Raw genomic sequence first — 14,017 nt, 5'->3', positions numbered from 1 at the left:
ACATGACCGAACAGACGCCGGCGATCGACGGCCGGCAGTTCCGCACGGTGCTCGGACAGTTCTGCACCGGCATCACCGTGATCACCGCGCTCGACCCGGCGGGTGCGCCGATCGGCTTCGCCTGCCAGTCCTTCGCCGCCCTCTCCCTCGACCCGCCACTGGTGCTGTTCTGCCCCACCAAGGGGTCGCGGTCCTGGGCGGCGATCGGAGCGGCGGGGCGGTTCTGCGTGAACGTGCTCTCCGAGGAACAGCAGCCGACATGCGCGCGGTTCGGCTCCCGCGAGACCGACAAGTTCGCCGGAGTCGACTGGCACACCTCCGAATTGGGTGTTCCCGTGCTCGACGGCTCGTTGGCGACCATCGAGTGCACGGTCGACTCCGTGGTCGACGGCGGTGATCACTACATCGTCATCGGGCGGGTCCACGCCCTGGCAGAATCGGCGAGCACCGGCGGTCGCCCGCTGCTGTTCTACCGGGGCCAGTACACCGGCATCGAACCCGACAAGACCACCCCCGCGCCCTGGCGCGCTGACCTGGACCATTTCCTCACGACCACCAGCCTCGACACCTGGTTGTAGGTCTGGCAGCTGGCACCGCTGGCTCTCGGCCCTCGAACCCGAGGGGCTGGAACCTTGGCGGCTGGCAACGCAGGGTTCTCGACGACCCACTGGACTTCGGAGCAGTGATCGGCTGCTGGCGCCGCAGAGTTCCCCCTTGGACCTCGGATCCGAGGGGTGATACTCCAGCTTCGCCGTTACGTCTCGCCCCTCGGATCCGAGGCGGCCGAGAACCCGGGCGGGGGTGGCGCGTACACGATTCGCGCCACCCCCGTTCTTTCGCTCAAAGTGCTCATTTGGTGAGCAGTTATCCGCGGATCATTGCCGGTATGAGCATCGACTACATCACCTGCGCCACCGCGCGCGAATGGGAAGAATGGCTGGCCACCCACCACGACACCGCCGGTGAAGTCTGGGTACGGATCGCCAAGAAGAACGCCCCCACCCCCTCGGTAACCATCACCGAAACCCTAGACGGCGCCCTGTGCTACGGCTGGATAGACAGCCACCGCCGCACCCTCGACCCCACCCACTACCTCCAGCGCTACTCCCCCCGCCGCACCCGCAGCCCGTGGTCCCAGGTCAATGTCACCAAGGCCGAAGCCCTCATCGCCACAGGCCGCATGCGACCCTCCGGCTACGCCGCCATCGAACAAGCCGTGACCGACGGCCGCTGGGCCAACGCCTACGAGCCCCAACGCACCGCCGAAACCCCCACCGACCTCGCTGCCGCCCTATCCGGATGCCCCGAAGCCCAAGCCGCGTACACCGCCCTCGGCCGCTCCGAGCAGTACCGTCTGTTCCTACCGATCCTGAAGGCGAAGTCTCCGGCCGAGCGTGCGGCCCGGGTCGTCCAGGTCGTCACGACCTTGTGACCGGCCGAGCCCGCCAAGCCGACCTTGGCGAAGTCGGGCGCACGCTCCCGGGCGTCCAAGCCATCACCGCCTGGTTGACCGGCCGAGCCCCGCCGAACCGACTCTGCCGAAGTCAGCCGAGCGCGCTGCCCGAGCCATCCAGACCATCACCACCTGGTACCGGCCGGCCCCCGGCGAAGTCAGCCGCGTGCTGCCCGAGCCGTCCAGGCCATCACCACCTGGTGACCGGTCGAGCCCCGCCGGGCCGACGAGGTCCGTGATCAGACCTCTTTGACCAGCACCGCGCGGGTGTAGAGGAGGCCGAAGCCGCTCTTCTGGGCGTTCTCCTGTGACTTCGAGCCGGGCTCGGTGGTGATCACCGCGAGATCGCAGCCGGCGGCGGCAGCATCGGCGAGACGGGCCGCGAGCAGCGCGGTCTGGACGCCGCGCCGGCGGTGTGCGGGAAGCGTGGCGGCACCCGCGAGAGCGGCCACGCCGGCGTCGATCCGCATACTCGCGCCACCGACCGGCACACCGTCGCGATAGGCGAGGTACCGGCGAGTGTCCCCGACACCGGCCATGTCCCGCATGACAGCGGCAATCGCTTCCCGAGGGAACTCCTCATGCGTGGGGGAACCGTCGTCATCCGGACTGGCGAACCCATCGACGACAACCTCGAGCCACACCTCGAACCCGCTCTCGTCGTCGCGCCGAACCTCGATCTGCGCGGAAGCCGACGACGTGCGCCCCACGAGTCGGCGCCCGAGAACGTTCTCGAACGACGTCAGCCGATACCCACGCCCGGTGAGTTCCGCCCCGATCCGCGAATCCGCCAAATGCGCCAACTCCACCTGCACCGGCACCCCCACCTCTGCATACGCTGCCTCGACCCGCTCCCACTCCCCCGCACTCGGCACCGCACCGAACCCCACCCCGGCGACCTTGTTCAACGGCGACCCCACCTCAGCGAAACAAGCGGCGCCCCCACCCAACGGCAACACGAACCCACTCGGACTCCGCCGCCGAGCAGCCTCGACACCGCCCGCGATCGCGGCCGTCTCCAACCTCTCGATTCGGGCCGCCAAGTCCCGATCACAGAACACCGTCGCCAAGTCCTCCTCGCCCATCCACCAGTCATAGCCGTGCTGTCCAGCGAATTTCCCCCTGCCATCAAGATCATCAGGCACTGGTGGCTTTTTCTTCTCGCGCGATGTTTGCGCCAATGCCTGGTGATCAGTCGTCCAGCCGGGCCCCGCGGGCATTCAGGGCGGCGCAGACACGGTCGATGATGACGTGCGGCCGGTTGCGTAGCAGGTCGGCACCCACTCGGACGATCTGCTAGCCGTGCTCAGCGAGAACCGCGAGGCGGTCGATGTCCTTGGCCCGCTGTACCGGGTCGGTCCAATGCTGGGCACCGTCGTACTCCACCCCAACACGCCATTTCTTCCAGCCCATGTCGAGGCGGGCGAGGAACTCTCCGGCGATGTCCCTAACCACTATCTGGGTGGTAGGAGCGGGCAGCCCATGATCGACCAGCAGCAATCGGGTCAGCGACTCCTGTGGCGACTCCGCGCCGGGGTCGACCTGCTGGAGCACCGCACGTACGGCAGCGCAGCCGCGCGCACGCGGGTAGCCATCGGCGAAATCGAGAACCGCGGACGGTGCGAGCCCGGCGCCGCGGCACAGCGCGTCGAGTGCCGGGACAGCCCGTTCGCGAGGCAGTTTCCGCGCGAGGTCGAATGCGGTGCGGATCGGCGTGGTAACCGGATAGCCATCCACTTCGCACCGCTCGTGTCGAGCGAGCGGGACCTGCACCACGGTGATGCCCGGCGGCGCATGGCGATGCCGCGGCAAGGCGATCTCAACCGGCTGATCGGGGTCCGCCCACCTGTCCTCGTGCAGTGCCGCTGCCGCCCGACCGACGAGCACACCTTCCCCTTTGGTCCACTGGACCGCCGCCTTGGCTCGGCCTACCGCGTCCAGCTCTATGCCTTTGCGCGTGTACACATCCGGCGCGACCCGCTCGAAGTCGAGCCGCAACCGATACCGAGTGACCAACCCCGCCGCCACGGCCCACGACCCGATAAACGGTTCATCGAATACCCCCATGCCGTGCGATCGTCCCCCACCCCACCGACATCCCCACAGCTTCGAGGTTGGACAGTTGATCACCAGGCACTGACGGCTTTTCGCTCTCGGGCGGTGTTTGCGTGAATGCCTGATGATCAGTCGTCCAGCTATCGCGAGCGCCGATTGGGCTCAGCCGGGGCGCCAGGGGATTCGGCCGTTGCCGTCGCCGGTGGGGGTTCGGTGTTCGGCCCAGTCCCAGAGGGGTTGGAGGGATTCGGAGAGGAGGGCGCCTTCGGTGGTCAGTTCGTGGGCGCCTCGGGGGCCGTTCTTGCGGGTGAGGCCCGCGGATTGGAGTTGTTGGAGGCGGTCGGCGAGCATGCTCGACGAGCAGTTGCCCATGCGGCGGCGCAGGTCGAGGAAGCCGAGGGGGTACGCGTCGTCATGCGACGCGTGGGCGCACCTGTACTACGAGATCGGCGTCGAGAGCACGGGCCAGGCGTTCGAGGACAGGGAGGCTCGGGACTGTTCCTCCCGCTTCGAAGCGGGCGACCGCCGACTGGGTCATCCCGGCTGCTTCGGCCAAAGTGGACTGACTCCAGCCGCGGTCTTCGCGCATCCCACGGATCGTGCGTCCGAGATCGAAGGCCAGCCGTGTCGCTTCATACGCCTCCGCGGCACCTGGCTCGCTCATCCGCTGGTCCCGCAGGTCAGCCCACTCGCTACGTTCAGCCATCGTTGCTCTCCTCCAAAACATGACGCTCGGCTTCGCAGCGTCGCATCGCGGCGAGCGCCCGCGCGATCTCACGCCGTTCCACCATCCGCGTCTTGACGAAAACCGTCAGCATGACGATTCTGCGCCCCGACGCAATCCAGTACGTGACACGAACCGCGTCCGGTCCCAGATAGAAACGCAACTCTCGAAGTTTGCGGTCGAGTTGTCTCGTGTACGGCTCGCCGAGTAAGGGGCCGTTGTCCTGCAACAAATCGATGTAGAACGCTGCACGAGCGAACATGTCTGTTGGCAGTTTCTCCAGCCATTCGCGCACCTCTGTTTCCAGCTCAACGCTACCCCAACCCATAGCGTTGATGCTATATCTCCACCCTGATTGATATGCGTAAACCGCATAACTTGACGTCAGGGTCGGTGCGCTTGCATCGAGCGCCGCGATCCCGACAGCGTGGAGTCACGCAGGCAGGCCGGACCACTGCCCACCGTCGAGGATTTCGCTCGGGTGATCGTGCGTGCGGCCACGGACGACTCGCCTGCTGGTCGCACGTTGTATGTCGGCGGCGAGGACTATCTCGCGGTCGGGGCGCATTCGTTGCGACAGTGACACTCGCTCCATCGGCCAGAGTGTGTGTCGATCCCCCGGCAAAGAACCATCGCGGGGCCGCCGATGCTGCAAACAGCTGCCGGGCGAGCGGGCGACCGCATGCCGCCAAGGCCGGAGAAGTCAGCTGGTCGGCGGCGATTGGGGTGCAGCCGGCGCGGATTCGGCCGGGAATGCGAGACGGCGTGACCCGGGGTCGGGTCACGCCGTCTACAGAGAGGGTCAGGCCGAGGCTACGGCTGCGTTTTCGCGTTGGAGTTCGAGGGCGATGTCGATGAGTTGGTCTTCCTGGCCGCCGACGAGTTTGCGTTTGCCGGCGCGGACCAGCATTTCCGCGGCGGAGACCCCGTACCGTTCGGCTTGGCGTTCGGCGTGGCGGAGGAAGCTGGAGTAGACCCCGGCGTAGCCCATCATGAGGGCTTGGCGGTCGAGGAGGCATTCGGTGGGCATGGCGGGGCGGACGACGTCTTCGGCGGCGTCGGTGACGGCGAAGAAATCGACGCCGGTGGCGATGCCGAGTTTGTCGCAGACGCCGATGAAGGCTTCGACCGGCAGGTTGCCCGCGCCCGCGCCGAAGCGGCGGGCCGAGCCGTCGATCTGGGTGGCGCCTGCGCGGACGGCATAGACCGAGTTGGCCACGGCCAGGCCGAGGTTTTCGTGGCCGTGGAAGCCGACCTGGGCGTCGTCGCCGAGCTCGGCGACCAGGGCCGAGACGCGGTCGGACACCTGCTCGAGCACGAGCGCACCCGCGGAGTCGACGACGTAGACGCACTGGCAGCCCGCGTCGGCCATGATGCGGGCCTGCTTGGCCAGGTTCTCCGGGGTGGTGGAGTGGGCCATCATGAGGAACCCGACCGTCTCGAGGCCGAGTTCGCGGGCGAGACCGAAGTGCTGGATGGAGACATCGGCCTCGGTGCAGTGGGTGGCGATGCGGCAGATGCTGCCGCCGTTGTCCTGGGAGATCTTGATGTCTTCCTTGACCCCGACGCCGGGCAGCATGAGGAAGGCGATCTTGGCCTGCTTGGCGGTCTCGGCGGCGACCTTGATCAGTTCCTGCTCAGGGGTTTTCGAGAACCCGTAGTTGAACGAGGAACCGCCGAGACCGTCACCGTGGGTCACCTCGATGACCGGGACACCCGAACCATCAAGGGCGGCAACGATATTGCGCACCTCGTCGACGGTGAACTGGTGGCGTTTGTGATGGGAGCCGTCGCGCAGCGAGGTGTCGGTGACGCGGACGTCGAGTTCAGCCGAGAAGGGCTTGGTGCTCATGGTCGATTCTCCTTACACCCGAGCCGAGATGATCTGATCGGCCAGCACGTCACCGACGCGGGTGGCGGCGGCGGTCATGATGTCGAGATTGCCCGCGTACGGGGGCAGGAAGTCACCGGCGCCTTCGACCTCGACGAAGATCGACACCTTCGCCATGCCACCGGAAACCAGTGACGGGTCGTCGAACTGGGGTTCGTTGAGCAGCCGGTAGCCGGGCACGTACTCCTGGATCGACTTCTCCATCCGCAGGATGGACTCGGCGATGGCGTCGCGATCGGCGTCTTCGGGGATGGCGCAGAAGATGGTGTCGCGCATGATCATCGGCGGTTCGGCCGGATTCAGGATGATGATGGCCTTGCCGCGCTGGGCGCCGCCGATGGTTTCCACGCCGCGACTGGTGGTCTTGGTGAACTCGTCGATGTTGGCGCGTGTACCGGGACCGGCCGACACCGACGACACCGAGGCGACGATCTCGGCATAGGCCACCGGCACGACCCGGGACACGGCCGCGACCATGGGAATGGTGGCCTGCCCGCCGCAGGTGATCATGTTGACGTTCGCCGCGTCCCGCAGCGAGTCCAGGTTCACCGGCGGGATCACCGCAGGCCCGACCGCGGCCGGGGTCAGGTCGACGGCCCGGATGCCCGCGGCCTCGTACTTCGGCGCGTACGCGCGGTGCACGTAGGCGGAGGTGGCCTCGAACAGCAGGTCCGGCTTCTCGTCGAGCGCGAGCAGCCAGTCCGCACCTTCGGCCGAGGTCTCCAGCCCCAGTCCGCGCGCCCGCTTCAACCCTTCGCTGTCGGGGTCGATGCCGATCATCCAGCGCGGCTCGATCTTGTCCGAGCGCAGGAGTTTGTAGAGCAGGTCGGTGCTGATGTTGCCGGATCCGACGATCGCGGCGGTGACGTTCCCGTTGGACACGGTAGGCCTCCTAGTGGTGGCCGGGCACTACCCGGCGGGATGAACGGCTCCGGTGAACAGCGGCGGCCACCTGAGCACGGTGATGGCCTAGGCGAAGTTCAGGCGGACGGAACCGAGCCCGGCGAACTCGGCATGGAAGATGTCGCCGGGGCGGGCGTCGATGGCACGGGTACACGACCCGGGCAGCACGATGTCACCGGCTTTCAACCGGACTCCGAAGGAGGCGACCTTGCGGGCCAGCCAGGCGACCGCGATCAGCGGATCGCCGAGCACGGCGTCGCTGCGGCCCTCGGCGACGACCTCGTCGTTACGGGTGAGTACCGCGTCGATGGCGGTGATGTCGATGTCGCCGGGGGCGACCCGCTCCTTGCCGAGGACGTATCCGGCCGAGGAGGCGTTGTCGGAGATGGTGTCGGCCAGGCCGATCCGCCAGTCCTTGATCCGGGAATCGATCAGCTCGATCGCGGGCGCGTAGGCGACGGTCGCGGCGAGCACATCGGCCTCGGTGCAGTCCGCACCGGGCAGATCGGCGCCGAGGACGAACCCGACCTCGACCTCCACCCGTGGCAGCAGGTAGCGGGAGGTCTCGACGGGAACGTTCTCGAAGACCTCCATCTCCGCGAGCAGATGCCCGTAGTCGGGCTCGTCGACACCCATCATCTGCTGCATCGCCTTCGACGACAGTCCGACCTTGTGGCCGACCACCTTCGACCCGGAGCGCAGCCTGCGCTGGATGTTGAGCAGCTGGATCTCGTAGGCATCGACGACATCGATGTCGGGATACCGGTCGACGAGCGGCGACACGGCCACCCGCTCGTCCTCGGCACGGGCGAGTTCATCGGCGAGTTGGGTTCGTACCGCGTCGGGCAGCACGCGGACCTCCTTGGCAGCACGGTCAATGGGTGGAGCAGCGGAACCTCGCCGGGCGGCGCCAGGCCGCACAGCCGTAGGTTCCGGACGCCAAAACTGTAACGGGTTTCTCGGTTCGACGTCAGCCGTTCACCTGACAATACAACGCAACCACAGGTGATTTCTATAACACGTTCCACTTCATGGGAGACAAACCTCTGCCAAACCGAGGATCGCTTCTATAACGTGTTCTACATGAGTGATCGGGAATACGATGTGGTGGTCGTCGGTAGCGGCGCCGCCGGGATGACGGCCGCCCTCACCGCGGCCCACCGTGGACTGAGCGTGGTACTGCTCGAGAAGGCAGCGCACTACGGCGGGTCGACGGCCCGGTCCGGCGGTGGCGTGTGGATTCCGGGCAACAAGGCGCTGCTCGCCTCGGGTCGGCCCGACGACCGCGAGGACGCGCGCACCTACCTGCACAGCATCATCGGCGACGTGGTGCCCGCCGAGAAGATCGACACCTACCTCGATCGCGGGGCCGAGGCGTTCGACTTCGTCCTCGACCACAGTCCGCTGAAGATGAACTGGGTCCCCGGCTACTCCGACTACTACCCCGAAGCACCGGGCGGACGCGCCGCCGGACGCTCCTGCGAGCCCAAGCCGTTCAACGCGAAGGTCCTCGGCGCCGAGGTGGCCAACCTGGAACCGGCCTACGCCAAGGCCCCCCTCAATGTCGTGGTCACCCAGGCCGACTTCGTGCGGCTCAACCTGATCCGCCGCCACCCCAAGGGCATGATGCGGGCCATGCGGGTCGGTGCGCGCACCTACTGGGCCAAGTTCACCGGCAAGCACCTGCTCGGCATGGGCCAGGCGATCATCGCCGCCCTGCGCAAGGGCCTGCTCGACGCCGGGGTGCCGGTGCTGCTCAACACCCCGCTGACCGACCTGGTGATCACCGAGGGCCGGGTCACCGGCGTCAAGGCCGTCGTCGACGGCGAGCCGACGACGTTCACCGCGCGCTACGGCGTGGTCCTCGGCACCGGCGGGTTCGAGCACAACGCCGACATGCGGGCCAAGTACCAGCGTCAGCCGATCACCACTGAGTGGACAACGGGCGCCAAGGCCAACACCGGCGATGGCATCGTGGCCGGTATGGCAGCGGGCGCGACGGTCGGATTCATGGAGGACGCCTGGTGGGGTCCGACGATCTTCAAGGGCGGCAAGCCCTGGTTCGCCCTGGCCGAGCGCAATCTGCCCGGCACGATCATGGTCAACGATCGCGGTGAGCGGTTCGGCAACGAGTCGGCGCCCTACGTCGAGGCCGTGCACACCATGTACGGCGGCGAGTACGGCCAGGGCGCGGGCCCGGGCGAGAACGTACCCGCCTGGCTGGTCTTCGATCAGCGCTACCGCAACCGCTACATCTTCGCCGGATTGCAGCCGGGCCAGCGGTTCCCCTCGCGCTGGCTGGAGAACGACTACATCGTCAAGGCCGACACCGTCGAGGAACTGGCCGAGCGCATCGGCGTCCCCGCCGAAAGCCTCACCGCCACCGTGACCCGGTTCAACGGCTTCGTCGCCGCGGGCAAGGACGAGGACTTCGGCCGCGGCAACAGCCATTACGACCGCTACTACGGCGATCCCACCGTCAAGCCCAACCCGTGCCTGGCCGAGATCTCGCAGGGCCCGTTCTACGCCGCCAAGATCGTCCCTGGCGACCTGGGCACCAAGGGCGGACTAGTCACCGACACGTCTGGTCGCGTACTGCGCGAAGACAATTCGGTGATCGAAGGCCTCTACGCCGCGGGCAACACCAGCGCGCCGGTGATGGGCCACACCTACGCGGGCCCCGGCGCCACCATCGGCCCCGCCATCACCTTCGCCTACCTCGCGGTGCTCGACATCGCCGCCGCCAAGGACGCCGCATGACGACCGATCAGCAGATCCCGACTTCGCAGGAGTGACGCAATGCCCATCGACCCACAGATCGCGCTCGGCGCGGCCCTGCCGAGCCGGGAGTTCAGCTGGACGCCGACCGACGTGCAGCTCTACCACCTGGGCCTCGGCGCCGGTGCGCGCCCGCTCGACCCGGTCGAACTGACCTATCTCGACGACCTCGCACCCCAGGTGCTGCCGACCTTCGCGACGGTGGCGCCCACCCTGCGCGAGACCGAGCCGCCGCGGGTGAGCTTCCCCGGCATCGAGATCGACCTGGCCAAGGTGGTGCACGGACACCAGGAAGTGGTGGTGCACAAGCCGATTCCGGCCACGGGCAAGGCGACGAGCACCGGCCGGATCAGCGAGATCTGGGACAAGGGCGCGAACGCGGTGATCGTGCAGGAGAACACGGTCGTCGGCTCCGACGGCGAACCGCTGTGGACGGTCCGGTCCTCGATCTTCGCCAAGGGCGAGGGCGGTTTCGGCGGCGAGCGTGGCCCGAGCTCGAAGACCGCGCTCCCCGATCGCGCGCCGGACGCGGAGATCAGCACCCCCACGCTGCCGCAGCAGGCCCTGCTCTACCGCCTCTGCGGTGACCGCAACCCGCTGCACTCCGATCCCGAATTCGCCAAGGGCGCGGGCTTTCCCGCGCCGATCCTGCACGGCCTGTGCACCTACGGCGTGGTCTGCAAGGCCCTCACCGACGCCCTCCTCGACGGCGACGCCACCCGCGTCGGCGGCTTCCGCGCCAAGTTCGCCGGTGTCCTCTACCCCGGCGAGACGCTGCGCATCAAGGTCTGGCGCGAGGCCGACGACCTCATCGCCACCGTCACGGTGGCCGAACGCGAGGACGCCCCCGTCCTCGGCGACGTGGTTCTGCACATCGCCTGAACTGGACTACTGATCACCAGGTCTTGGTGGCGGCATCGGCCGAGAGCTGACCGCCATCAGGACCTGGTGATCTTGGTTTGGGGGTGAGCCCGCCGATGAGGAGGGCGTAGATGAGGACGATGAGGATGGGCGCGGCGAGGGGGGCCCAGGCGAGTTCTACGGGGACCAAGGCCGCGGTGGTGGCGGCGATGGTGAACAGGACGGCGCCGCCGACCGAGGGGATCGTGGTCGGGACAACGCCTTCGGGGGCGTGCAGGACGGCGGCGTTGAGGAGGTAGGTGGTGGCCACCAGACCTGTTGCGGCGGAGGCGATCACGCCGATGTCGGCGAAGGCGATGACGCCGATCGCCACCAGCACCGCGGCGACGGCGGCGGGGCGCCACCACCAGCTCACGATGACCAGGGCGAGCGCGGCCGCGCCCGCGGGCGGGTTGATCAGCGCGATGGCCGAGACCAGCAGCAGGCCGGCCAGCAGGGCGAGGAATCTCGTCATCGGCGCACCCGGACCGTTCGGCGATGATCGGGCAGCAGGCGCATGGCCTGGTCGAGGCGGGTGTCCTCGGGCCAGGCGATGATGTCGACGCCGACGGTGCCCATGTCGCGATACATCGAGGCGCGTTCCAGCTGCCACATCTTGGCCATGGTCGGGTCGAGGCCCTCCTCGAACGGGGTGCCGCGCAGGACGTCGACCGCGATCACCACGTGGCCGCGTTTACGCAGGTCGATCAGGGCCAGCGCGAACTGGGTGTCGAGCAGGGTGGAGAAGGCGACGACGATCGCGCCGATCGGCACCGCGGCGTGCGGGGCCAGGGTGCCGGTGGTCTCGACGTGTTCGTCACCGACGCCGAGGACGGTGTCGACGATCCGGTAGAACTGCCTGCGGCCGATGTCGGGCCGCAGCCAGCGCGGGGAATCGCCGAGGCAGACGACGGCGGTGCGGTCACCGGCCTGCAGCGTGGACTGCACCACCTGCGCCGCGCCGCGCACGGACAGTTCCAGCGAGGCGCTGGCCGGGCCGGGCGCCTGCAACGAGGTGTCGACGAGGACGACCACATCGGCGGAGCGATTGGTGAACCGTTCGGTGATGTAGAGCCGCCCGCGGCGCGCGCTCACCGGCCAGTTCACGGTGCGCAGCTGGTCGCCGGGCGCGTAGGCGCGGATGTCGGCGTATTCCACGCCGGGGCCGTGCCTGCGGGTGAGATGGGTGCCGATGCGGTCGGGAAGTTCGGTGCGCGGCAGGCGCATTCGGTGCGGGTCGGCGATCGGGTACACGTAGAGCTTGGCCGCGGGCAGTTCGGCGGTGGCGACCGCGAGTCCGGCCGGACTCAGCGCCGCCACCTTGACCTGCACCGGATAGCGTCCCCAGCGCGTGGCCGAGAGACCGAGCCGCATGCCCGCGGGCGCGCCGCCGGAATCGTGCGCCTCCTCGACCTCGAGGTCGAGACCGGGCAGCGGCAGCGCCGTCATCCGCAGCAGGGCGTGCCCGCGTTCGACGAACGCGGCGGCGGTGCAGCTGATCACCTCGTTCTCGAAGCAGCGCACGGTGCCGCTGCCGTCGACCTGGATCCGGGTCGGCGCCTGCTGCCACGGCGCGGCGGCGAGCACGCCGAGCATCGGGGCGGCGAAGACCACCAGCTGCCACTGTCCACGCAGCACCGCGACGACCAGTGCCACCGCGGCGCACCCGGCCAGGATGAACACCAACGGGGCGGGCCGCCACCGCAGGTCGACCTCGACCGTCCTGGATTCGTCGCGGTGCTTCATGTGCTGGTGGCGCGCGGCACCGGTAGCCGTCGGAGCAGTTCAGCGATGACGTCCTCGCCGCGGATGCGGCGCACCCACATCTCCGGACGCAGGGTGATGCGGTGCGCCATCGCGGGCACCGCCAGCGCCTTGACGTCCTCGGGGATCACGTAGTCGCGCCCGAGCAGCAGAGCGCGCGCCCGCGACATCTGCACCAGGTCGAGTTCGGCACGCGGGCTCGCGCCCACCTCCACCTGCGGGTGACTGCGGGTCGCCGTGGCAAGGGCGACAACGTAATTCACGACATCGGGGTGCACCGTGACGAACTCGACCGACTGGCGCATCTCCATCAGCCCCTGCGCGTCGACCACCTGGCCGACCTGCGGTGGGGTGGAACCGCGTTCGAGCCTGCGCCGGATCATCTGCGTCTCGTCCTGCTCGGACAGATAGCCGAGGCGCAGCTGGATGGCGAAGCGGTCGAGCTGGGCCTCCGGCAGCGGGTAGGTGCCCTCGTACTCGATCGGGTTGTCGGTGGCGAGCACGATGAAAGGCTGTGGGAGCAGGAAGGTTTCGCCGTCGATGCTCACCTGGCCCTCGGCCATCGCCTCCAGCAGCGCCGCCTGGGTCTTGGGCGGGGTGCGGTTGATCTCGTCGGCCAGCAGCACATTGGTGAACACCGGTCCGCGCCGGAAATTGAAACGGCCCGACGACATGTCGTAGATCGTCGAGCCGAGCAGATCAGCGGGCAGTAAATCCGGCGTGAACTGCACGCGGGTGAAGTCGAGCCCGAGCGCGGCCGCGAACGACCGCGCGATCAGCGTCTTGCCAAGACCTGGCAGATCCTCGATGAGGACATGTCCCCCGGACAGCACGGCGATCATGATGAGCTGCATCTCATCGCGCTTGCCGACCACGACTCGGCCCAGCTCACGCAGCACGGCGTCGGAGCGCTGGACGGTCACGTTCAACGGCATGGTCATCGGTGGCCTCTAACCCCTCACATCGTCTGCAATCGGCGCAGGATCTCGTCCAGCGCCGCCCTACCCGGTGCGCGACCGGTCTGGTCGCGCAATGCCGAGTTCGCCGGGTCGACCCAACGCCACAGTTCGGGACCGAACTGCAGCTGACCGGCGGCTTCGGTGGCCCTGCGGTTCTTGGCGACCCGCAGACCGGTGGACAACTCGAACTCCTTGGCGAGCAACGGCCGCAGGTGGCGGTCCCAGTCGGCGCGGGTGCCCTCGGCGCGCGCGGTCAGCATCTCCGCCCGCGCGTGCCAGCGACCGAGCATCTCGGCCGGTCCGTTGTCGATGTACTCGGTGAGCGGTTCCTCGCGCACCACGCGGTGGCGCAGCGACCAGAGCAGCAGGGCCAATGCGACGGCGACCGGCAGGGCGACCGCGAGCAGCAGGACATCGCGGTCGAGCCGCAGCAGGGCGACCTCGATCAGCACCACCACGACGATCGCGGTCACGATCACCGACGCCCGGCTCATCCCGCTCGGTTCGACAATCTGCTCTTTCACGCTGCACCCCCTGGGCATGCTCGGGCGCCCTGCGTGGTGACGCAAGCTACCGCCTCCGGGCGCTGA

The 14,017-nt window shown here is 68.2% G+C and carries 17 protein-coding genes; 5 read left to right on the top strand and 12 right to left on the bottom strand.

All coding sequences use genetic code 11. From position 1 onward, the window contains the following. Positions 1-2 precede the first annotated feature (2 nt). Together hsaB and ACFVVM_RS23775 are read left to right on the top strand one after the other, a co-directional pair. Positions 3-578 carry a 3-hydroxy-9,10-secoandrosta-1,3,5(10)-triene-9,17-dione monooxygenase reductase subunit gene (hsaB, locus tag ACFVVM_RS23780; protein WP_387622045.1) on the top strand — a complete coding sequence of 192 codons (576 nt, stop codon included), beginning with the start codon at positions 3-5 and terminating at the stop codon, positions 576-578. Positions 579-886: 308 nt separating this feature from the next. Continuing rightward, positions 887-1,432, top strand: a complete 546-nt coding sequence (locus ACFVVM_RS23775) for a YdeI family protein (protein ID WP_387622042.1) — start codon at positions 887-889, stop codon at positions 1,430-1,432. Positions 1,433-1,692: 260 nt separating this feature from the next. Here the strand turns inward: ACFVVM_RS23775 and ACFVVM_RS23770 are convergent, their stop codons facing one another. From ACFVVM_RS23770 to ACFVVM_RS23750, 5 genes are all read right to left on the bottom strand, one after another. Continuing rightward, positions 1,693-2,538: a GNAT family N-acetyltransferase gene (locus ACFVVM_RS23770; protein WP_387622376.1), complete on the bottom strand. Its 846-nt coding sequence runs from the start codon at positions 2,536-2,538 to the stop codon at positions 1,693-1,695. A 211-nt stretch (positions 2,539-2,749) separates the two neighbouring features. Beyond that, entirely contained in the window at positions 2,750-3,520 is a 771-nt protein-coding gene (locus ACFVVM_RS23765) for a hypothetical protein (protein ID WP_387622039.1), read from the bottom strand. Between the two features lie 150 nt (positions 3,521-3,670). After that, positions 3,671-3,892 (bottom strand): winged helix-turn-helix transcriptional regulator, encoded by a 222-nt coding sequence (locus ACFVVM_RS23760; protein ID WP_387622373.1) that lies wholly within the window; start codon positions 3,890-3,892, stop codon positions 3,671-3,673. A gap of 28 nt (positions 3,893-3,920) precedes the next feature. Then, entirely contained in the window at positions 3,921-4,214 is a 294-nt protein-coding gene (locus tag ACFVVM_RS23755; protein WP_387622037.1) for a multiprotein-bridging factor 1 family protein, read from the bottom strand. Further along, positions 4,207-4,560, bottom strand: coding sequence for a type II toxin-antitoxin system RelE/ParE family toxin (locus tag ACFVVM_RS23750; protein WP_387622034.1), 354 nt, complete (start codon positions 4,558-4,560; stop codon positions 4,207-4,209). Before ACFVVM_RS23750 ends, ACFVVM_RS23755 begins: the two co-directional genes overlap by 8 nt. Positions 4,561-4,659: 99 nt before the next feature. On the opposite strand from ACFVVM_RS23750, the gene ACFVVM_RS23745 reads away from it, so the two are divergent. Further along, on the top strand, positions 4,660-4,815 hold the full coding sequence (locus tag ACFVVM_RS23745) for a hypothetical protein (protein ID WP_387622031.1): 156 nt from the start codon (positions 4,660-4,662) through the stop codon (positions 4,813-4,815). 219 nt (positions 4,816-5,034) lie between these two features. Here ACFVVM_RS23745 and dmpG read toward each other — a convergent pair whose 3' ends face one another. The 3 genes from dmpG to ACFVVM_RS23730 form a co-directional block, all read right to left on the bottom strand. Further along, positions 5,035-6,084, bottom strand: a complete 1,050-nt coding sequence (dmpG, locus tag ACFVVM_RS23740; RefSeq protein WP_387622028.1) for a 4-hydroxy-2-oxovalerate aldolase — start codon at positions 6,082-6,084, stop codon at positions 5,035-5,037. Between the two features lie 12 nt (positions 6,085-6,096). Further along, positions 6,097-7,005 (bottom strand): acetaldehyde dehydrogenase (acetylating), encoded by a 909-nt coding sequence (locus tag ACFVVM_RS23735; RefSeq protein WP_387622025.1) that lies wholly within the window; start codon positions 7,003-7,005, stop codon positions 6,097-6,099. Between the two features lie 87 nt (positions 7,006-7,092). Further along, positions 7,093-7,878, bottom strand: a complete 786-nt coding sequence (locus ACFVVM_RS23730; RefSeq protein ID WP_387622023.1) for a 2-keto-4-pentenoate hydratase — start codon at positions 7,876-7,878, stop codon at positions 7,093-7,095. Positions 7,879-8,100: 222 nt separating this feature from the next. Between ACFVVM_RS23730 and kstD the strand changes: the two genes are divergently transcribed. Both kstD and ACFVVM_RS23720 read left to right on the top strand, forming a co-directional pair. Beyond that, a complete protein-coding gene (gene kstD, locus ACFVVM_RS23725) occupies positions 8,101-9,786 on the top strand; it encodes a 3-oxosteroid 1-dehydrogenase (RefSeq protein ID WP_387622020.1) in 1,686 nt (561 codons plus the stop codon). Positions 9,787-9,825: 39 nt separating this feature from the next. Beyond that, on the top strand, positions 9,826-10,686 hold the full coding sequence (locus tag ACFVVM_RS23720; RefSeq protein WP_387622018.1) for a MaoC/PaaZ C-terminal domain-containing protein: 861 nt from the start codon (positions 9,826-9,828) through the stop codon (positions 10,684-10,686). Positions 10,687-10,699: 13 nt separating this feature from the next. On the opposite strand, the gene ACFVVM_RS23715 is transcribed toward ACFVVM_RS23720, so the two are convergent. The 4 genes from ACFVVM_RS23715 to ACFVVM_RS23700 are packed head-to-tail and all read right to left on the bottom strand — an operon-like array spanning position 10,700 to position 13,951. Beyond that, positions 10,700-11,179, bottom strand: a complete 480-nt coding sequence (locus ACFVVM_RS23715) for a hypothetical protein (protein WP_387622016.1) — start codon at positions 11,177-11,179, stop codon at positions 10,700-10,702. After that, positions 11,176-12,450 (bottom strand): DUF58 domain-containing protein, encoded by a 1,275-nt coding sequence (locus tag ACFVVM_RS23710; RefSeq protein ID WP_387622014.1) that lies wholly within the window; start codon positions 12,448-12,450, stop codon positions 11,176-11,178. Before ACFVVM_RS23710 ends, ACFVVM_RS23715 begins: the two co-directional genes overlap by 4 nt. After that, the gene (locus ACFVVM_RS23705; protein ID WP_387622012.1) at positions 12,447-13,409 is read right to left on the bottom strand and encodes an AAA family ATPase; all 963 of its coding nucleotides are present in this window, start codon (positions 13,407-13,409) and stop codon (positions 12,447-12,449) included. The genes ACFVVM_RS23710 and ACFVVM_RS23705 overlap by 4 nt, the downstream gene beginning before the upstream one ends. 17 nt (positions 13,410-13,426) lie before the next feature. Further along, positions 13,427-13,951 carry a hypothetical protein gene (locus tag ACFVVM_RS23700; RefSeq protein ID WP_387622010.1) on the bottom strand — a complete coding sequence of 175 codons (525 nt, stop codon included), beginning with the start codon at positions 13,949-13,951 and terminating at the stop codon, positions 13,427-13,429. Positions 13,952-14,017: the final 66 nt, after the last annotated feature.

This window comes from Nocardia sp. NPDC058176 (assembly GCF_042883805.1).
Classification (GTDB): Bacteria; Actinomycetota; Actinomycetes; order Mycobacteriales; family Mycobacteriaceae; genus Nocardia.
This window is presented reverse-complemented; position numbering and strand designations above follow the sequence as displayed.